General features: G+C 66.9%; 14 protein-coding genes. 12 read left to right on the top strand and 2 right to left on the bottom strand.

Annotated elements, in window-relative coordinates; genetic code table 11:
• Positions 1-386 precede the first annotated feature (386 nt).
• The 3 genes from groES to AC1DNG_RS15920 all read left to right on the top strand — a co-directional run bounded on the left by groES (position 387) and on the right by AC1DNG_RS15920 (position 4,726).
• Positions 387-683, top strand: a complete 297-nt coding sequence (gene groES, locus AC1DNG_RS15930; protein WP_028275747.1) for a co-chaperone GroES — start codon at positions 387-389, stop codon at positions 681-683.
• An 81-nt stretch (positions 684-764) separates the two neighbouring features.
• Positions 765-2,375: a chaperonin GroEL gene (gene groL / locus AC1DNG_RS15925; RefSeq protein ID WP_018773736.1), complete on the top strand. Its 1,611-nt coding sequence runs from the start codon at positions 765-767 to the stop codon at positions 2,373-2,375.
• Positions 2,376-2,644: 269 nt separating this feature from the next.
• Complete coding sequence (locus tag AC1DNG_RS15920; RefSeq protein WP_290370252.1) at positions 2,645-4,726, top strand: acyltransferase family protein; 2,082 nt, start codon at positions 2,645-2,647, stop codon at positions 4,724-4,726.
• A gap of 77 nt (positions 4,727-4,803) precedes the next feature.
• On the opposite strand, the gene AC1DNG_RS15915 is transcribed toward AC1DNG_RS15920, so the two are convergent.
• The gene (locus AC1DNG_RS15915; protein WP_476870491.1) at positions 4,804-5,772 is read right to left on the bottom strand and encodes a DUF389 domain-containing protein; all 969 of its coding nucleotides are present in this window, start codon (positions 5,770-5,772) and stop codon (positions 4,804-4,806) included.
• A 180-nt stretch (positions 5,773-5,952) separates the two neighbouring features.
• Between AC1DNG_RS15915 and AC1DNG_RS15910 the strand changes: the two genes are divergently transcribed.
• From AC1DNG_RS15910 to AC1DNG_RS15900, 3 genes are all read left to right on the top strand, one after another.
• Positions 5,953-8,037 carry an acyltransferase family protein gene (locus tag AC1DNG_RS15910; protein WP_476887742.1) on the top strand — a complete coding sequence of 695 codons (2,085 nt, stop codon included), beginning with the start codon at positions 5,953-5,955 and terminating at the stop codon, positions 8,035-8,037.
• A gap of 274 nt (positions 8,038-8,311) precedes the next feature.
• On the top strand, positions 8,312-9,823 hold the full coding sequence (gene guaB / locus AC1DNG_RS15905; RefSeq protein WP_018773740.1) for an IMP dehydrogenase: 1,512 nt from the start codon (positions 8,312-8,314) through the stop codon (positions 9,821-9,823).
• 133 nt (positions 9,824-9,956) lie between these two features.
• Positions 9,957-11,807, top strand: coding sequence for an ABC transporter ATP-binding protein (locus AC1DNG_RS15900; protein WP_476887741.1), 1,851 nt, complete (start codon positions 9,957-9,959; stop codon positions 11,805-11,807).
• Here the strand turns inward: AC1DNG_RS15900 and AC1DNG_RS15895 are convergent.
• Entirely contained in the window at positions 11,794-12,426 is a 633-nt protein-coding gene (locus AC1DNG_RS15895) for a hypothetical protein (RefSeq protein WP_230007195.1), read from the bottom strand. The genes AC1DNG_RS15900 and AC1DNG_RS15895 overlap by 14 nt on opposite strands.
• Positions 12,427-12,480: 54 nt before the next feature.
• On the opposite strand from AC1DNG_RS15895, the gene AC1DNG_RS15890 reads away from it, so the two are divergent.
• The 6 genes from AC1DNG_RS15890 (at position 12,481) to guaA (ending at position 19,470) form a co-directional block, all read left to right on the top strand.
• Positions 12,481-13,617: a GuaB3 family IMP dehydrogenase-related protein gene (locus AC1DNG_RS15890; RefSeq protein WP_230007196.1), complete on the top strand. Its 1,137-nt coding sequence runs from the start codon at positions 12,481-12,483 to the stop codon at positions 13,615-13,617.
• Positions 13,618-13,709: 92 nt separating this feature from the next.
• Positions 13,710-15,461 carry a glycerol-3-phosphate dehydrogenase/oxidase gene (locus AC1DNG_RS15885; protein ID WP_028275740.1) on the top strand — a complete coding sequence of 584 codons (1,752 nt, stop codon included), beginning with the start codon at positions 13,710-13,712 and terminating at the stop codon, positions 15,459-15,461.
• 89 nt (positions 15,462-15,550) lie between these two features.
• Complete coding sequence (locus AC1DNG_RS15880) at positions 15,551-16,039, top strand: PTS sugar transporter subunit IIA (RefSeq protein WP_476887740.1); 489 nt, start codon at positions 15,551-15,553, stop codon at positions 16,037-16,039.
• 228 nt (positions 16,040-16,267) lie between these two features.
• Positions 16,268-17,200: an SURF1 family protein gene (locus AC1DNG_RS15875; RefSeq protein WP_476887739.1), complete on the top strand. Its 933-nt coding sequence runs from the start codon at positions 16,268-16,270 to the stop codon at positions 17,198-17,200.
• The gene (locus tag AC1DNG_RS15870; protein WP_028275738.1) at positions 17,197-17,706 is read left to right on the top strand and encodes a DUF3817 domain-containing protein; all 510 of its coding nucleotides are present in this window, start codon (positions 17,197-17,199) and stop codon (positions 17,704-17,706) included. Before AC1DNG_RS15875 ends, AC1DNG_RS15870 begins: the two co-directional genes overlap by 4 nt.
• Before the next feature lie 174 nt (positions 17,707-17,880).
• A complete protein-coding gene (gene guaA, locus AC1DNG_RS15865; protein WP_476887738.1) occupies positions 17,881-19,470 on the top strand; it encodes a glutamine-hydrolyzing GMP synthase in 1,590 nt (529 codons plus the stop codon).
• Positions 19,471-19,763 lie beyond the last annotated feature (293 nt).

Below are 19,763 nucleotides of genomic sequence, written 5' to 3'. Positions count from 1 at the left end.
ACCGGACGCCGTCGTAGGGCATGTCCATCGCTCGGGCTTATGAGTGGATGTTTCCCAACTTGCTCGCCCGCGCAGGTCCCGCGCACCTTGGGCATGTCCATCGCTCAGCACGGGTACAGAGCATGACGCCCAAGTGTCCTCTGGCCGCAGGCAAAAATGGGCATGTCCCCTAGGGGGAAATGTTCACCCGGAACGAATTTCTGGCACTCGCCTTGACCGAGTGCTAACCATTTACATAGAGTCGTCATTAGCACTCTCCCTAGGAGGGTGCTAACACATGAAGCGCGTTCCGCCAGGCACGCTGCCGGCACCGCGACGACGGTCTGTGCGCCTTGGCATCACCGCTTCATAGTCCACGAATTTGCTGACGAAAAGGAGAGGTCCGAGTGTCGGTCTCTATTAAGCCTCTTGAGGATCGTATTGTTGTCCGCCCGCTCGAAGCCGAGCAGACCACGGCTTCCGGCCTGGTTATCCCGGACTCCGCGCAGGAGAAGCCGCAGGAAGGCGAAGTTGTTGCAGTAGGCCCCGGCCGCTTCGATGACAACGGCAACCGCGTTCCCGTTGACGTTGCCGTTGGCGACGTCGTCATCTACTCCAAGTACGGTGGAACCGAAGTCAAGACCGGCGGCACCGAGTACCTCGTGCTCTCCGCCCGCGACGTTCTGGCGATCGTCGTAAAGTAACTCTCTTGGACCCCCGCGCAGCCGATCCTTTCGCATTGAATGGATCAGTTGCGCGGGGTTCTGTCTTGAAAGGACAAAACCATGGCAAAGCAGCTTGCGTTTAACGACGCTGCCCGCCGGTCGCTTGAAGCCGGCATCGATAAGCTCGCCAACACCGTCAAGGTCACGCTGGGTCCGCGCGGCCGCAACGTCGTACTGGACAAGAAGTGGGGCGCCCCCACGATCACCAACGATGGTGTGACCATCGCCCGTGAAATCGAGCTGGATGACCCCTACGAGAACCTTGGCGCGCAGCTTGCCAAGGAGGTCGCCACCAAGACCAACGATGTTGCCGGCGACGGCACCACCACCGCCACCGTCCTGGCCCAGGCCCTGGTCAAGGAAGGCCTGCGCAACGTAGCGGCAGGCGCCGCACCGGGCGAAATCAAGCGCGGCATCGAGGTTTCGGTCGAGGCCGTCGCCGCCCGCCTGCTGGAGAACGCGCGCCCGGTTGAAGGCACGCAGGTTGCCAACGTTGCCGCAATCTCCGCCCAGAGCGACGAGGTCGGCGAGCTGCTGGCCGAGGCGTTCGGCAAGGTCGGCAAGGATGGTGTGATCACCATCGAGGAGTCCTCCACCACGCAGACCGAGCTGGTCCTGACCGAGGGCATGCAGTTCGACAAGGGCTACCTGTCCCCGTACTTCGTCACCGACGCGGAACGCCAGGAGGCCGTCCTCGAGGACGCCCTGATCCTGATCAACCAGGGCAAGATCTCCTCAGTGCAGGATTTCCTGCCGCTGCTGGAAAAGGCGCTGCAGAGCTCCAAGCCGCTCTTCATCATCGCCGAAGACGTCGAGGGCGAGGCCCTGTCCACGCTGATCGTCAACCGCATCCGAGGCACGCTGAACGTCGTCGCCGTCAAGGCGCCGGGCTTCGGTGACCGCCGCAAGGCCATGCTCCAGGACATCGCGACCCTCACCGGTGCGCAGGTTGTCTCCGCGGAGCTGGGCCTGAGCCTGGACACCGTTGGCCTCGAGGTGCTCGGCACCGCACGCCGCATCACGATCACCAAGGACAACACCACGATCGTCGACGGCGCCGGTTCGGCCGAGGACGTCGCCGCCCGTGTTGCCCAGCTGCGCGCCGAGCTGACCCGCACCGATTCGGACTGGGACAAGGAAAAGCTGCAGGAACGCCTGGCCAAGCTGGCCGGCGGGATCGGCGTGATCAAGGTCGGCGCCGCCACCGAGGTTGAGCTGAAGGAAAAGAAGCACCGCATCGAGGACGCCGTATCCTCCACCCGCGCTGCCCTCGAAGAAGGCATCGTGGCCGGCGGCGGCTCCGCCCTCATCCATGCGCTGAAGGCGCTCGACGAGGACGCGGCCGTCCAGGCCCTCGAAGGTGACGCGGCTGCGGCCGTCGGCATCGTCCGCCGCGCCCTGGTCCAGCCGCTGCGCTGGATCGCCCAGAACGCCGGCTTCGACGGCTATGTCGTGGCTGCCAAGGTCGCCGAATCCGCCGTGAACCAGGGCTTCAACGCCAAGTCCGGCGAATACGAAGACCTGATCGCCGCCGGCGTGATCGACCCCGTGAAGGTGACGCGTGCGGCTCTGCGCAACGCGGCCTCCATCGCGGCACTGGTCCTCACCACGGAAACCCTCGTGGTGGAGAAGCCGGCTGACGAAGACGAGCACGCAGGGCACAAGCACTAGGCTCTGCCCGCAGGGGGGACGGTCCGGCATCTGCCGGGCCGTCCCTTTTTCTGTCGAGTCTCTGCTGCCGTCCTGCCGTGTTCGTGGCCGCAAGTTGCCGTGATTCTGGCAGAGTTAACCCGTCAGGTGCCGCTCCAGCGTCCCGGGTTCACTGGAAACTCCCACGTTGGCATGCCTCAATGGGGTTCAGTGGCCGCCGTGACGATTGGCCATCAAAATTACGGTTTGGTAACATGGAGGCTTTGGTTATCTGGTTGAGGGGTAGTTCTATGACACAGCAAGGAACCTTGCCCCGGCCTGCCCGGCACATTGCCGCGACGGGGCACGATCCCGCAGCCAAGTCTGGCCGAAAATCCACCTTCAGGCCCGAAATCCAGGGACTCCGGTCCCTCGCTGTGCTGATGGTCATGACCTATCACATCTGGCTGGGCCGGGTTTCCGGCGGCGTGGACGTCTTCCTGCTGATCTCGGCCTTCCTTATGACGCTGCAGTTCGTGGGCCGGTACGAGCAGGGCCGGTCCATGGCCCTCATCAAACACTGGCTGCACCTTTTCCGGCGCCTCGTCCCTGCCGCCGTCACCGTCCTGGTGGCCATCCTTGCCGCAACTGTCCTCTTCCTGCCCCGGACCCGGTGGATGGAAATCATCAACCAGGGCTGGGCCTCCCTGGGCTATGCCGAGAACTGGCTCCTGCAGACCCAGGCGACAAACTACTACGCCGCGGATCACAGCCAGGCCAGTCCCTTCCAGCATTTCTGGTCCCTTTCGATCCAGGGCCAGGTCTTTATCCTGTGGCCGCTCATTTTTGTGGGGGCCGCGTTCGTCGCCAAGCGCTTCAGGCTCCGCTACCGTGTGCTGCTGTCCTACGTCTTCGCCGTGATCTTCGTTGTTTCGCTGCTCTACTCGATCGTCTTCACCCAGGCGAGCCAAACGGAGGCGTACTTCGACACCTGGGCCCGGCTGTGGGAGTTTGCCCTGGGCACGCTCGTGGCTTTGGCCCTTCCTGCCCTGCGGCTTCCGCGGGGCTGGCGGATCGGGCTTGGCTGGCTGGGCATTGTGGCCATGCTCAGCTGCGGCCTCCTGCTCAACGTCCAGGCTTCCTTTCCCGGGTTTGTGGCGCTCTGGCCCACCCTGGCGGCCGCCTGTGTCATCGCAGCCGGGCAGTCGGGCAGCAAGCTGGGCGTCGACCGGATCCTGAGTTCGAAGCCCTTGGTCCGGCTGGGCGACATTTCGTATGCCCTGTACCTGTGGCACTGGCCGGTTCTGGTCATCTCCCTTGCCGTGATGCACAGGGAAAAAGCGGGTCTGATCACAGGCGCCGTCATCGTCACTGTTTCCCTGGTGCTCGCCTACCTCACCACCCGCTTCATTGAGAAGCCCTGGCGTGAGTGGCAGTGGCCGGAGGTGCGGCGGCGCCGCGCCCTCGTTGCCATCGCCGTGGCCGTGGTCACCGCCGCCGTGCCGCTGGCGGGGATTCAGATCCAGCAGCACCTCGAAAGCGAAGCAGTCCTGGCCCAAGCCCCGAAGAACAACCCGGGCGCCCTGGCGCTGACGCCGGGCTTTGTGGACCAGGCCGACGCCAACGCCGTCCTGCTCCCCACCCCGCAGACGCTGCCGCAGGACTGGGCCAGCCTCCCTAACTCGTGCTCCGGTGACCTGCAGCCGCAGGACCCGGTCCTTCAGAAGGACTGTTTCCAGAACAATCAATCCGACACCGGAGCGAAAAAGGTCCTCGTGATCGGGGATTCACACGCACAGCAATGGCTGGGCTCGATTGCTCCCCTCAGCGATGAGAAGGGCTGGCGGCTCTACGCCATGCTCAAGGGTGCCTGCAAGCCCAACATCGCGCCGCAGCACGTCTCGGCGGATTGCGACAATTTCAATGCGGCCGTCGCATCCGAAGTGAAGAACAACCCGCCGGACGCCATCATCATCGTGGGCACTGAGGCAGCGCCGTCGTCGCCACAGGAGACCGTGATCCCGGGCTTCGAAGCCACCGCGAAGGCTTGGACGGACGAGGGCATCAAGGTCGTGGCCCTCCGGGACAATCCGCGTTTTACCTTCAACATGGCAGAGTGCGTAGCGACGAAGGGTGCCGGCGCGCCGGACTGCAGGCCGCGCGAGCAGGGCATGCTTGCGGCAACGAATCCCTTGGCCGCGCTGGATGGCAAGGTGCCGGGCGTCGCGTTCGTTGACATGACTGACCTGATCTGCAATGGCACGGAATGCCCGGGCGCGGTCGGCAACACCTACGTCTACCTGGACGACAACCACCTCAGCCGGAGCTATGCGGCCAGCATGGCCCCCATGTTCAGCCAGAGGCTCCTCGCCGCGACCGGATGGGGCCCCTAAGCTCCACGGTCCCCCGGCATGCCGGCCGACTGTCCCCAGGACTGCCGGCCGTCGTGGGCACCTGCGGCGTCCGTGGGTCAGTGCTGGGAGCGGTCCGCCCTGCGCCGCAGCTGGCGGGCGGCGTCCGGCGCCAGCCGCCTGGTCACCAGCCGGTAGAACAACAGGACGCCGACGGCGGCCACCACGATTCCGAGCAGGTTCAGGAACAGCTGCAGGGCGGAGCCGGCTGCCTTCTGGTACTCGCCCAGGACCAGTGCCACGGCCACGAACCCGGCTGCCGGCACCGTCGTGACGGAGATGAACACCCCGATCAGCGCCGCCGAGCGCCGGCTGATGACCGACAGCATCCCGGCTGTCCCGGCGAGGACGGCGACGATCAGGGAATAGGGGCCGGGGTGGTAGATGAATTCAACTGCTGAACCGTGGTCCAGCGCGTCCGCGGGGAACAGCCCGAGTGGCACGGAGAGCCACGCGGTCAGCGCGGCGGCCAGCATCGCGACGGGAAAACCGACGCCGAGGGCCAGCGCCGCGTCACGTCCGAGCCGCCGCTGGCGCCGGACCAGGGCCACGGCCAGGGCGGCCAGCGGGCCGAACTCCGGGCCCACGGCCATGGCGCCGACGATCGCAATGGTGGAGTCCGTCACGATGCCGATGGCCGCCAGCTGGGTCGCCAGGACCAGGAACGCCAGGAAACTCCACGTCAGGCGCGAATCCTCGCCGGTCTGCCGCGACACCTCGTCCCAGATCACGGCGTCCGCGCCCTCACCTGGAGCCTCCGCCTCCGCCCTGTCGGCGCGGTCCGAGAGCACAAGGTCCGGTGCGATGACCGTAATCGATCCCCGTTGCTGGACATCGAGGGCGTGCAGCTTCTCCACGAGCCCCTCCACGGACTCCCGGGCCAGCAGTACCTCGATGACGTCCCCGGGCGGCGTGACGGAAGAGGCCTTCGCGAGCGCCACTTCCGAGACGCCGACGTGGTTCGTACAACTTTCGAGAACAACTCCGGACAATTCACCCGGAACACAAATGCGCACCTGCACGATCACGTGGCGGCCTCCTCAGACTCCTACCAGCCTAGCTTCCGCCCCGGGGCCGACGGCGCCGCCGCCCCCCTGGGTGCGCCGCCGGCCAGGCGTGTGAAGGACACCGCCGGGCCCGTGTGATTGGCAAAGAAAATTACGTTTCGGTAACATTGATGTTTTGGAAACCGGCCGGAAGGGATCTTTGTGTCGAACGAGCGAACCACCGTCACCCCGCCACGGGCGGATGCAGGTTCTCCGGCGACCCGAAAAACAAGCTACCGCCCCGAAGTCCAGGGCCTTCGCGCCCTCGCGGTCCTCATGGTGGTCACGTACCACGTGTGGCTGGGCCGGGTCTCCGGCGGCGTGGACATCTTCCTCCTCATTTCAGCCTTCCTGATGACACTCAGCTTCACGCGGAAAGTCGAAAGCGGCGCGCCGCTGCGGCTGCTCAGCCACTGGCTGCATCTGCTCAAGCGCCTGCTGCCCGCCGTCGTCGTGGTGGTTCTCGGCGTCCTCGCCGGCACCTGGGCCATCCTGCCGCAAAGCCGCTGGCCCGACGTCCTTGAACAGGCCTGGGCCTCCCTGCTGTACCGGCAGAACTGGCTCCTGGCGGACAGCGCCGTGGACTACTACGCCCAGGACCATTCGGGCGCGAGCCCGCTCCAGCACTTCTGGTCACTCTCGATCCAGGGCCAGGTGTTCGTGCTCTGGCCGCTCGTCTTTGCCGGCACCGCACTTCTTTCCCGCCTGCTCCGCCGCCGGACCGGCCAGGACCACGTCCTGCTGCGTTACCGCTCCCTGCTGGCCGCGGCCTTCGGCGCCATCTTCGCGGTGTCCCTGGCCTACTCGATCCAGCAGACCGCAACGAACCAGGCCCACGCCTACTTCGATACCGGAGCCCGGCTCTGGGAGTTCGCGCTCGGCTCGCTCCTGGCCCTCGCCCTGCCGTACCTGAAACCGGGCAGGGTCCTGCGCGTCGTGCTCGGCTGGGCCGGCCTCGTGGCCATGCTCTCCTGCGGGCTCCTGCTGACCGTGGACCGTTCGTTCCCCGGATTCATCGCGCTGTGGCCCACGCTGGCCGCCGCGGCGATCATCACCGCCGGTCAAAGCGGCAGCCGCTTCGGGGTTGACCGCTTCCTGACCTGGAAACCCCTGGTGGCGCTGGGGGATAACTCCTATGCGCTCTACCTCTGGCACTGGCCGCTGCTGGTCCTGGCCCTCGCCGGGGCGGGCATCACGGCGCCCAACCTGTTCCAGGGGCTGTGCATCGTTGCCGCGTCCCTCGTCCTGGCCGTGCTCACCACCCGCTTCGTCGAGAAGCCCCTGCGCGAATGGCACTGGCCCAAGCGCCGCGCCTGGCGCACCGCCGTCGTGATTGCCGCCTGTGGTGCCCTGCTGGCGGGTCCCGTCGCCGTGTGGCAGAGCCAGCTCCTGGCCGACGAAGCCGAGGCGGCGTCCCAGCCCAAGGAACTGACCCCCGGCGCGGCCGCCCTGGCACCGGAAAACGCCGGCAAGCCCACGCCGGAAGCCAAGATCATCCCCGCGCCGGCGGCGATGAAGAACGAGTGGGCGGACATCGACGGGCTGTGCACGGACGCCAACGTCCCCAGCGACCCCCTGCTTCAGGGGTGCCTGCAGAACAACAAGCCGGACAAGGTCACCAAACGGATCGTGGTGCTCGGTGACTCCCATGCCCAGCAGTACATGGCGGCGCTGGGCCCCATCGCGAAAAGCCACGGCTGGGAAGTTGTCACGCTCCTGAAGGGCAACTGCCGCTTCGGCGGGGAGTCCCCGGAGCGGGACGCGGACTGCAACGCCTTCAACCGGGCCAGCGCGCAGTACGTCCTGGACCACCGCCCCGACGCCGTTTTCACGGTTGCGTCCCTGACTCACAAGGAAGCGCCGTTCGAGACCGAAGTGCCTGAGTACCTGGCGGGCATCAAGCCCTTCACCGACGCCGGCATGGACGTGGTGGGCATCCGCGACAACCCCCGCTTCACCATCAATATGCCCGAGTGCGTCCAGAAGAACGGCCCGGATGCCTCGGAGTGCAACGTGCCGGAGCAGGAATCGCTCGCGGGGTCCTCGCCGCTGGACGCGTACCGCGGCCAGGTGCCCAGGCTGCACCTCATGGACATGAGCGATTTCATCTGCGCCAACGGAACATGCCCCGCGGTGGTCGGCAACGTGTACGTCTACAAGGACGACAACCACCTGACCAAGACGTACGTCCAGACCATGATCCCCATGTTCGAACGGCGGCTGCTCGCCGCCACCGGCTGGAAGTAGTCCGACGCCCACCGGCCGGAAGCATGCCCGGCCGGCCGGGGGAGCCGTCCGGCATGGGGCGGCTCACATTGAAACCGGACATTACCGCCCGGAATATGGCTATCGCCGCCAAGGTTCTACTATTTATTGAGGACTTCTGCACGAATCATCTGCACGAACCTTCTGCACGAACCTTCTGCATGACCTTCTGCACAGGCCAGACCCGTAATGACGGGCTGGTCATCTGTTGCAACCCCTACCCGTGAACCCGTAACCCAAGGTAAGAGGCGCACTCATGACCCAGCCCGAACACGATCCCTTCGGCTTCATCGGCCTGACGTACGACGACGTCCTGCTCCTGCCCGGCCACACCGACGTGATCCCCTCGGAAGCGGACACGTCGTCCCGGATCTCCAAGCGCATCACGGTCCAGACCCCGCTGCTCTCCGCCGCGATGGACACCGTCACGGAGTCCCGGATGGCCATCGCCATGGCCCGCCAGGGCGGTCTCGGCGTCGTGCACCGCAACCTTTCCATCGCCGACCAGGCCGACCAGGTGGACCGGGTTAAGCGCAGCGAATCCGGCATGATCACCAACCCCCTGACCATCGGCCCCGAGGCCACGCTGGCCGAGCTGGACGAAATCTGCGCACGCTACCGCGTTTCCGGCCTGCCGGTCGTGGACGAGGGCAACAGGCTGCTGGGCATCGTCACGAACCGCGACACCCGCTTCGTGCCCGAATCCGATTTCCCGCTGCGGCTGGTCAGCGATGTCATGACCAAGATGCCGCTCGTGACCGGACACGTCGGCATCAGCCGCGAGGAAGCCTCGCACAAGCTGGCCACGAACAAGATCGAGAAGCTCCCGCTCGTTGACGAGCAGGGCCGGCTCAAGGGCCTGATCACCACGAAGGACTTCACCAAGGCCGAGCAGTACCCGCTCGCCACCAAGGACGACGAAGGCCGCCTGCGCGTCGGCGCGGCGATCGGCTTCTTCGGCGACGGCTGGGAACGCGCCATGGCGCTGATCGACGCCGGTGTGGATGCCCTCTTCGTGGACACCGCGAACGGCCACTCCCAGGGTGTGCTGGAAATGATCCGCCGGCTCAAGTCCGATCCTGTTGCCGCGCACGTGGACATCATCGGCGGCCAGGCCGCCACCCGCGAAGGCGCCCAGGCCCTGATCGACGCCGGTGCCGACGGCATCAAGGTCGGCGTCGGTCCCGGGTCCATCTGCACCACCCGTGTGGTGGCCGGCGTCGGCGTCCCGCAGATCACGGCCATTTACGAGTCGGCGAAGGCCGCCATCCCGGCCGGCGTGCCTCTGATCGCCGACGGCGGCCTGCAGTACTCCGGTGACATCGGCAAGGCGCTCGTCGCCGGCGCCGACACCGTGATGCTCGGTTCCCTCCTGGCCGGTTGCGACGAATCCCCGGGCGACCTGATTTTCGTCAACGGCAAGCAGTTCAAGAGCTACCGCGGCATGGGCTCCCTCGGCGCCATGCAGACCCGCGGCAAGAACACCTCGTACTCCAAGGACCGTTACTTCCAGGCCGACGTCTCCGGCGATGACAAGCTCATCCCGGAAGGCATCGAGGGCCGGGTCGCGTACCGCGGTCCGCTGTCGTCGGTGGCGTACCAGCTGGTCGGCGGGCTCCGCCAGACCATGTTCTACACCGGCGCACCGACCGTGGCGGAGCTGAAGGCGCGCGGCAAGTTCGTCCGCATCACCGCGGCCGGGCTCAAGGAGTCGCACCCGCACGACATCCAGATGACGGTCGAAGCACCGAACTACGGGTCGCGCTAAGACCCGCTGCCCGAACCGGGTGAGCCCGCCGAAACCATGGTTTCGGCGGGCTCACCCGGTTTAACGGCGCCCCGATTCCCGGCGGCGGTGCCGCTCACGCCCTGGCTCCGGGTCCCGGAACTAGGCTGGAGGCATGTCCGAACTCCTGCCGGCACGCGCGCCCAAACGCAAGCTCGCGCTCAAGCCCTACGCCCGCGCCGTGGCACAAGTGCTGCGGGTGAGCTTCCGCGCCTCGCCAGCCTCCGTCGTCATGAAGGTCCTGGGCTCGCTGATTTCGGCACTGCTGCCGCTGGTCACGACGTACTTCGCCGCCCTGACCACCACGGCGCTGGCCGCCGCCTACGCGGGCGACGCCGACGCCGGCGCGCAGGCCGTCGTGTACGTCATCATCACCGCGGCACTCGGGCTCTTCTGGGGATCGTTCAGCAGCGTGGACCGCTACATCCAGCAGCTCATGAGTTTCCGGGTCGGCGCGATCGTCGGTGACCTGATGTACGAGCGCTTCCTGACCCTGGACTTCTGGCGCTACGACGACAAAGAGACCGTGGACCTGTACGACCGGGCGAAGCGTTTCTCCGACTCCTACGCCCGCGTCCTGGACCGGATCGCCGCGATTTTCACCCAGCTCGTCTCCGTGCTGCTGGCGATCGGCGCGCTGCTGCTGGTCAGCTGGTGGATCGCCGTGATCGTCCTGGTTGCGATCGTCCCCAGCGTCTACCTGCAGTTCAAGCTCTCCCGCGAACAGATCGCGCACTGGAACACCCAGGTCGATTCGCGCCGGCAGCGCAGGATGATCGAAACCAACCTCCTGCGGCCGCAGCACATCGCCGAGATGCGGCTTTACGGGATTGTCGGCTACCTGATGGGCCTGCGCTCCCGCCTGCGGGACGCCGATGAAAAGCGCCGGCTGGACTTCCAGAAGCGCTACATCCCCAAACAGCTCGCGGCCGATGCCCTGCAGTACGGCGCCGAGGTGGTCTCGCTGATCTGGGTGGTGGGCCAGATCATCGCCCGGGCCCAGCCGGTGGGGCAGTTCCTCTATGTCCAGCAGATTGTCAGCCGCGCCCTTTCGACCGCCAACAGCCTCGTCTCCTCACTGAGCTCAATCGATGAGGACCTGGCGAACCTCACGGACTACGAGTTCTTCATGGCCCTGCCCGTGCCGTCCGGCCACGCGCCGCCGCTGCTGCAGGCGCCGAAGACGGTGGAACTGCGGGACATCCGCTTCACGTACACCGGCAGCGAACTGGAGGTGATCCGCGGCATTTCGATGACCATCAGGCAGGGCCAGCACATCGCGATCGTGGGGGAGAACGGCGCCGGCAAGTCCACCCTGATCCGTATCCTGGCCGGGCTGTACCGTCCCGACTCCGGGCAGGTGATGCTCGACGGCGTGGACCTCGCCGCCGTCGACGTCACCTCCTGGCACCGGCACCTGGCGGTGCTCAGCCAGGAGTTCCTGAAGTATGAATTCGCCACCGCGGCGGAAAACATCTTCTTCGGCGACGTCGATTCGCCCCGCGACGACGGACGGGTCCGGCGCTCCGCCGCGGATGCCGAGGCCCTCGAATTCATCAACAAACTGCCCAACGGCCTGGACAACCACGTCAGCAACTGGATGGAGGACCCGCGCGGGCGGAAGGGCTCCGGCCTGTCCGGCGGGCAGTGGCAGCGGCTGGCGATGGCCCGGAACTTCTACCGCGGCGCATCGTTCATGGTGATGGACGAGCCGACGTCGGCCATCGACGCGCTGGCGGAACACCGGATCTTCACGCGGCTCTTCGCTGACCGCAGCAGCACCATCATCGCCATCAGCCACCGCCTGGCCACGATCGAGAAGGCCGATGTGGTCTACATGCTCGAGGAAGGCCGCATCGTGGAACAAGGCACCCACAGGGAACTTGTGGCGCGCCGCGGCCGGTACTTCCGGATGTTCGAGTCCCAGCTCACCGTCCCGGACACCGAGAACGTCAGCGGCGAGTAAGCGGAGCGCCCTCGATGGTCGTCCGCACCCGGGCCAGGCTGGGTTCGGGCGGGACGCTGCTGAAACCGAAGCTGACGGCGGGGCGGATGGCGGTGAGCGGGCCGGCGTCGGCGCCGTCCCAGCTGACGGTCGCGGAGTCGATGCGGTGCAGATCGGTGACCCCGTAGTATTCCCGCCGGCCGCCCTTGGCCGTGCCCGCAGTGCGCACGCCGGGGATGATTCTGCCCGCAATGGGGTTGACCGCACGCAGCCAGCGCGGATGCACCGCCAGAGCCCGGGGGACCAGCCGCGCCACGGCGCCCAGCCGGGTGCGGGACCCGAGCCGGGCGCGGATCCGCAGCGGCCCGGCGTCGACGGCGAGCTGCCCCGCCCCATGCTCTGATGCCAGGGGCACGATGCAGGTCTCGTCGAAGTTATAGACCGCGCTGATGAAGCCGGCGGCCTCGACGCTCGGTGCCAGCAGGATCCGGTGGCCGGAGGGCAGCTGGACCATCGCGTCGGTGAAGGACCCGAACGGGGACTGCGTCCATAGGCCCACCACCGCGCGCAGGCCCGATCCCGTGCCGAGTCCGGCAATGTGTCCGTCGAAGATCCACCGCTGTCCGTTACGCCAAAGCATGACGCCACAGTACGCCGAAGCGGCGCCCCGCGTCCGCTGGGATAACCTAGAGCAGTGACTTACGAGATTGAGATTGGCCGTGGCAAGCGTGGGCGTCGTGCCTACTCCCTGGATGACATTGCGATCGTCCCCAACCGGCGCACCCGTGACCCCAAGGACGTCTCCGTCTCCTGGCAGATCGATGCCTACAAATTCGACATGCCGGTCATCGCGGCGCCGATGGATTCGGCCATGTCGCCGGAGACCGTCATCGCCCTGGGCCGCCTCGGCGGACTCGGTGTGCTCGACCTCGAAGGCCTGTGGACCCGGTACGAGAACCCGCAGTCCGTACTGGACGAAATCGCGGGCCTCGCTGACGAGACCAACAGCCCGGCCGTCACCCGGCGCATGCAGGAGCTCTACCAGGCGCCGATCCAGCCTGAGCTGATCACCTCCCGCCTCGCCGAGATCCGCGCCGCCGGCGTCACGGTGGCCGGCTCCCTGACCCCGCAGCGCACGCAGGAACACTACAAGACCGTGGTGGCCGCCGGCGTCGACATATTCGTCATCCGCGGGACCACTGTCTCGGCCGAGCACGTCTCCAAGGACCACGAGCCGCTAAACCTCAAGCAGTTCATCTACGAACTCGACGTCCCCGTGATCGTCGGCGGGGCGGCCGGCTACACCCCGGCCCTGCACCTGATGCGCACCGGCGCCGCCGGCGTGCTGGTCGGCTTCGGCGGCGGAGCCACCACCACCACCCGGCGCGCCCTGGGCATCCACTCGCCCATGGCCTCCGCGATCTCCGACGTCGCGGCGGCCCGCCGGGACTACATGGACGAGTCCGGCGGACGCTACGTCCATGTGATCGCCGACGGCGGCATGGGATCCTCCGGCGACATCGTCAAAGCCATCGCCATGGGCGCCGACGCCGTGATGCTGGGCAGCGCCCTGGCCCGCGCCGACGAAGCCCCCGGCAAGGGCTGGCACTGGGGCCAGGAAGCCCACCACCTCGAACTGCCCCGCGGCGACAGGGTCAACGTGGGAACGGTCGGGCCGCTCGAAGAGGTTCTGTTCGGGCCCGGCCACCACACCAACGGCACCTCCAACCTCGTCGGCGCGCTGCGCCGTTCAATGGCGACCACCGGCTACTCGGACCTGAAGGAATTCCAGCGCGTCGACGTCGTCGTCTCGCCGTACGCCGGCAACTGAAACCGCGCGCGGGCCGTTGAGGGCCCTGCCCATCCGGGAAACTTGGACGTAGTCTGGTGCCCTACGAGGTTTGATCCGGATGGAGGCGTGACATGAACAGTTTTCCCGGCGGTTCTGCCGAGGCCGGAGGTGCCCTCGGGCCAGCGGCTCGCGAGGCTTCAATCACTGTGCTCAGGGGCAGCACCGCCCCCGGCAAAGAGCTCGACATCCTGATCGTGGGCGGAGGCATCGTGGGTGCCGGCGCCGCCCTCGACGCCGTGACCCGAGGGCTCAGTGTGGGCATCGTCGAGGCGAACGACTGGGCTGCGGGGACGTCGTCGCGGTCCTCGAAGCTCATCCACGGTGGCCTCCGGTACCTCGAAATGCTCGACTTCGGCCTGGTCAAAGAGGCACTGCATGAGCGCGGCCTCATTCTCTCCGTCCTGGCGCCGCACCTGGCCCGGCCGGTCCCGTTCCTGTACCCGCTCCACAAACCGTTCCTGGAGCGGCCCTATGTCGGCGCCGGAATCGCCCTGTACGACGCGATGTCCATCACCGGCGGGCACAGCCGCGGCGTCCCCTTCCACAAGCACCTGTCCCGGCGAGGGACCCTGCGCGCCGCCCCCAGCCTCAAGGACGACGCCTTCGTCGGATCCATCCGCTACTACGACGGCCAGGTCGACGACGCCAAGTACGTCGCCAACCTCGTGCGGACCGCGGCGCACTACGGCGCCCACGCGGTCAACCAGATGTCGGTTGTGGACTTCGTGCGCGAGGGCGAGCGCGTGGTCGGCGCCAAGGTGGTCAATCACGAGGACGGCTCCAGCTTCAAAATCCGCGCCAAGCAGGTCATCAACGCCACCGGGGTCTGGACGGACGAGACCCAGGCCATGGTGACAGACCGCGGGCAGCTCAAGGTGCGGGCGTCCAAGGGCATCCACCTCGTGGTGCCCCGCGACCGGATCCAGTCCACGGTGGGGCTGATCCTGCGGACCGAGAAATCCGTGCTCTTCGTGATCCCCTGGGGCAGGCACTGGATCATCGGGACCACTGACACCGACTGGCACCTCGACAAGGCCCACCCCGCGGCCTCCAGCAAGGACATCGACTACCTGCTCGAGCACGTCAACAAGGTCCTCAAGCGCCCGCTGACCCGCGAGGACGTCGAGGGCGTCTACGCGGGGCTGCGGCCGCTGCTGGCCGGCGAAAGCGATTCCACCGCGAAGCTCTCCCGCGAACACGTGGTGGCCCACCCCGTGCCGGGTCTCGTGGTGGTGGCGGGCGGTAAATGGACCACCTACCGGGTCATGGCCAAGGACGCCGTCGACGAGGCGACGCGCAGCATGGACGAGCGTGTCCCGGCCAGCTGCACGGAATCCGTCCCGTTGCTGGGGGCGAGCGGTTTCAAGGCCGCGTGGAACCAGCGGAACCGGATGGCGGAGGAGACCGGCGTCCACGTTGCCCGGATCGAACACCTTCTCAACCGCTACGGTGCCATGACGCCGGAGGTCCTGGCGCTCATCGCCGACAGCCCGGAACTGGCCGAACCGTTGCCGGGCGCTGACGACTACCTGGCTGCCGAAGCCGTCTACGCGGCCACGCACGAGGGCGCCCGGCACGTCCAGGACGTCCTGACCCGCCGCACCCGGATTTCGATTGAAGCGTGGGACCGCGGTGTGTCCGCCGCTCCGGTAGTCGCTAAACTAATGGGAGACGTTCTCGGCTGGAGTGATGCGCAGCGCGAGGGCGAAATCAAGCACTATCTGGCCCGGGTTGATGCCGAGCGCCTGAGCCAACAGCAGCCGGACGACGAATCCGCCGATGCCGCACGGCTGGGCGTGGAGGACATCGTGCCCCTGCGCTAAGACTCAGCGCCGGCCGGCAGTGCAGGATTGCAACGCTAGTCATTGGACTGCCGGCCGGCGTCACTGACGCCACTTCGAAGGGACATCTCTTGGCGGAACCACTGGACCGGTACGACGCCGAGCTCACCACACCCGAGATGGTGATCCTCGAAATGGATGCCACGGACAAGCTCGACGCCACTGCCCAGCTCACTGAACGCATGCATGCTGCCGGACGAATCTCCGATCTCGAGGGCTTCCTCAAGCAGGTCAATGCCCGGGAGCACCAGCTCGCAACCGGCCTGCCCGGCGGTGTCGGCCTGCCGCACGCCCGCAGCGAGCTCGTGTCACAGACATCCATCGCGGTCGGCATCACGAAGTACGGCAGGGCGCTGGACTTCGGCGCGGCCGACGGCCCGGCCACAGTGATTCTGCTCATCGCCACCCCGGCGAGCTCCTTTTCCGATCACCTCGAAGTGCTCGCGACGCTGGCACGCTCACTGTCGAAAGAGTCCTTCCGCGAATCGCTCCGCCGCGCCTACGACGCCGAAGTGATCGCCGAACTGATCAATTCCAGCCTGGTGTTCTTCGACCACTGAGATTGGGGCAGGCCCTATCGTGTCGACTCCGTCGCCACGCAGGGACCCGGCTGCCCCACTCTAGGGGCAGGCCCTATCGTGTCGACTCCGTCGCCACGCAGGGACCCGGCTGCCCCTCTCTAGGGGCAGGCCCTTTCGTGTCGACTCCGTCGCCACGCAGGGACCCGGCGGCCCCACTCTCGATGGCCCGTTTCGCTGTTCTACACAGGGACGAAGTACCTTTAAGGGGTGCTGAAAACTGCCCTCAAACCCCGCTGGATCGCAGGACTCGTGTTCGCGATCGCCATTTCCGGGGTCTTTGTGCTGCTCAGCCAGTGGCAATTCGGCCGTTCAACGCAGGCCGAAGCCCCGGTCTCCACCACAACGGAGCAAACGCGGCAGCTCACCTCGGTCCTGCAGCCGGGTGGTTTCTTCCCCGGATCCGTGGCTGACCAGATGGTCTCCGCCACCGGCAGCTACGACCCCCAGAAGCAGGTCCTCGTCCCCGGCCGGCTCAATGACGGGGCGAAGGGCTACTGGATCGTGTCGGCCTTCGCCGTCAAGGATGCCCCGGCCCTGAAAGGCGGCGGGGCCACACCGCAGACTTGGATTCCGGTCGCACGCGGATGGGTGGCGGATCCCGCGGACGCCGTGGCGCCGCCGTCGGGCACCATCGAACTGACCGGGCGGCTGTTGCCGTCCGAGTCCCCGCTGCCGCGGACGGATCCCGGACCCGGCCGCGCCAGCGCCGTCTCGGTTGCCGAAATCATCAACGACTGGAACGTCAGCAGCTACCCGGGCTTTGTCGCAGCGACCACCGAACTGGCCGGCGGCACCGACGTCGGGGCCGCGGCCGCAGGCGGCGACGTCAAACCCCTCCGGATCGGCCCGCAGCCGCCCGCGCAACAGGTCAACTGGCTCAACCTCTTCTATTCCGTGGAATGGGTGGTCTTCGCTGGTTTCGCGTTGTTCATCTGGTGGCGGCTCGTCAAGGACGACTACCGCCGCGACCTCGAAGACGCGCTCGACGAGGAAACGGCCGGCGAAGAGCCCCCAACCGACCGCCACGCGGCCCACCACAACGCGGCCCACCACCAGGCGGCCCACCACCAGGCGGCACAAGCGCCCACCGACTCCCATCCCACAGCCCCCCAACCCACAGACCCGAGAGTGCAATCATGATCGAGCCCCAGCCCGCCATCCAGCCGCAGTCCACCAACGGCACGGGGAAAGCCGGGAAGAAGCGCCGCTTCGGCGGCACCGAGGCCCAAATCCGGTCCGCCCTGAAGTTCTACAAGGTGCTCGCCTACCTGACGGGCACGATGCTGCTGCTGCTCTGCGCCGAACTGATCGCCCGGTACGGCTTCGGTCAGTACCTCTTCGCCGGCGGCACCAACGCCGTCACCGGCCAGCCGTTCGGCCTCGGATTCGCAGACGCCGAGCCGCCAGGGGTGATCGGGGGCGTCAACCTCTCCATCACGGTCCTGATCGTGCACGGCTGGATGTACGTCGTGTACCTGATTTCCAACTTCCGGCTGTGGTCGCTCATGCGCTGGCCGTTCACCAAGCTGGTGGTTATGGCCCTGGGTGGCGTCGTGCCGTTCCTGTCCTTCTTCGTCGAGAAGAAGTTCCACGCCGAGGTCGAGGCCGAACTCGCAGCAAACCCGCAGGCGCCCCAGCGGTACTGAACCCCTCCTGACCCGGCGCCCTTCCTGATCCGTCCCGATCAGTCCTTCCGGGTCAGTGACTCGACGCCGGCAGCCGCCGTCGGGCATGTGAGTTCGCTTACCTCGGCCCGCGATTCGGGCCAGCACCGGCTTCTCAATGTGCGGGCGGGCAGCAGCGCAAAGTAGTCTAGTGGGGTGACTACTCCCACTGCATCCCAGACGTCCCACAGGCCGGTTCTGGTTGTTGACTACGGTGCCCAGTACGCGCAGCTGATTGCCCGCCGCGTCCGGGAAGCGAATGTGTATTCGGAAGTGGTTCCGCATACGTACAGCACCGAGCAGCTGCTGGCCAAGAACCCCGCCGCGATCATCCTCTCGGGCGGGCCCTCGAGCGTCTACGCCGACGGCGCCCCCAGCGTCGGTGCCGACCTCTTCGAGGCCGGCGTCCCGGTCTTCGGCATCTGCTACGGCTTCCAGGCCATGGCCAACGCCCTCGGCGGCAAGGTGGCCCAGACGGGCCTGCGCGAATACGGCGCCACCGAGACCACCACACTCGGCGAGGGCCGCTCCATCCTGGCCGGCATGCCCCAGCACCAGAGCACCTGGATGAGCCACGGCGACTCCGTCCACGAAGCCCCCGAGGGCTTTGAGGTCCTGGCGACGACGGCGGGCGCCGACGTCGCAGCGTTCGCCAATGAGGACAAGCGCCTCTACGGCGTCCAGTGGCACCCCGAAGTCAAGCACTCGGCCTACGGCCAGCAGGTCCTGGAAAACTTCCTCTTCAAGGGCGCCGGGCTGGAACCGAACTGGACCACCGGCAACATTCTGGAAGAGCAGGTCCAGCGGATCCGTGACCAGATCGGCGACGCCCGGGTCATCTGCGGCCTCTCCGGCGGCGTCGACTCGGCTGTGGCCGCCGCCCTGGTACAGCGCGCCGTCGGCGACCAGCTGACCTGCGTCTTCGTGGACCACGGGCTGTTGCGCGAGGGCGAAGCCGAACAGGTCGAACGCGACTACGTGGCCGCCACCGGCGTCAAGCTCTACGTCGCCAACGAGCAGGAGCGCTTCTTGAGCGCCCTTGCCGGCGTCAGCGATCCCGAGACCAAACGCAAGATCATCGGCCGCGAATTCATCCGCGCCTTCGAGGAAGCCGAACTGGCGATCATTGCCGAGGCAGCGGCGCACGGGGAGAAGATCAAGTTCCTCGTCCAAGGCACCCTGTACCCCGACGTCGTCGAATCCGGCGGCGGCGAGGGTGCGGCCAACATCAAGAGCCACCACAACGTGGGCGGGCTCCCCGAGGACCTGCAGTTTGAACTGGTTGAACCACTGCGCGCCCTGTTCAAGGACGAGGTCCGCGCGGTCGGTGCCCAGCTCGGCCTGCCGCAGGAAATCGTCGGACGCCAGCCGTTCCCCGGCCCGGGCCTCGGCATCCGGATTGTTGGCGATGTCACCAAGGAACGCCTGGACCTGCTCCGCAAGGCCGACGCGATCGCCCGCGCCGAGCTGACCGCGGCCGGACTGGATGACGAAGTGTGGCAGATGCCCGTGGTGCTGCTGGCGGACGTCCGCAGCGTGGGCGTCCAGGGCGACGGCCGCACTTACGGACACCCGATTGTCCTGCGCCCCGTGTCCTCCGAGGACGCCATGACCGCCGACTGGTCGCGGCTGCCCTACGATCTCCTGGCCCGGATTTCCAACCGGATCACCAACGAGGTGGAAGGCGTCAACCGCGTGGTGCTGGATGTGACCAGCAAGCCGCCGGGAACCATCGAGTGGGAATAGCAATCTGAGTGGCCGGCCTTTCGAGGCCGGCCATTTCATTTTGTTCCTGACAATGTTTCTGACAATTCAGCCTGAATTTCGCACCGCCCAGTGTTGCGGCCCCGCACCTGCGGGGGATTCGGGCTACCCTCGAAAGCATGCCGGTATGGTCCAAGGCGTCCCGCGCGAGCCTGGCAACCGCGACCACACAAGATGCGGCCAGGGAAAGCGCGGACGCAACACAGACGAGCGTTGATACGACGAACCCGCCAGAGTCGAGCCCGCCGCGGTCCGGCACAGAGAAGTCGAGCACA

The sequence above is a fragment of the Arthrobacter sp. 01T425 genome, assembly GCF_056398725.1.
Note: the sequence above shows the minus strand (reverse complement) of the source record. Positions and strands in the feature narration are given on the sequence as shown.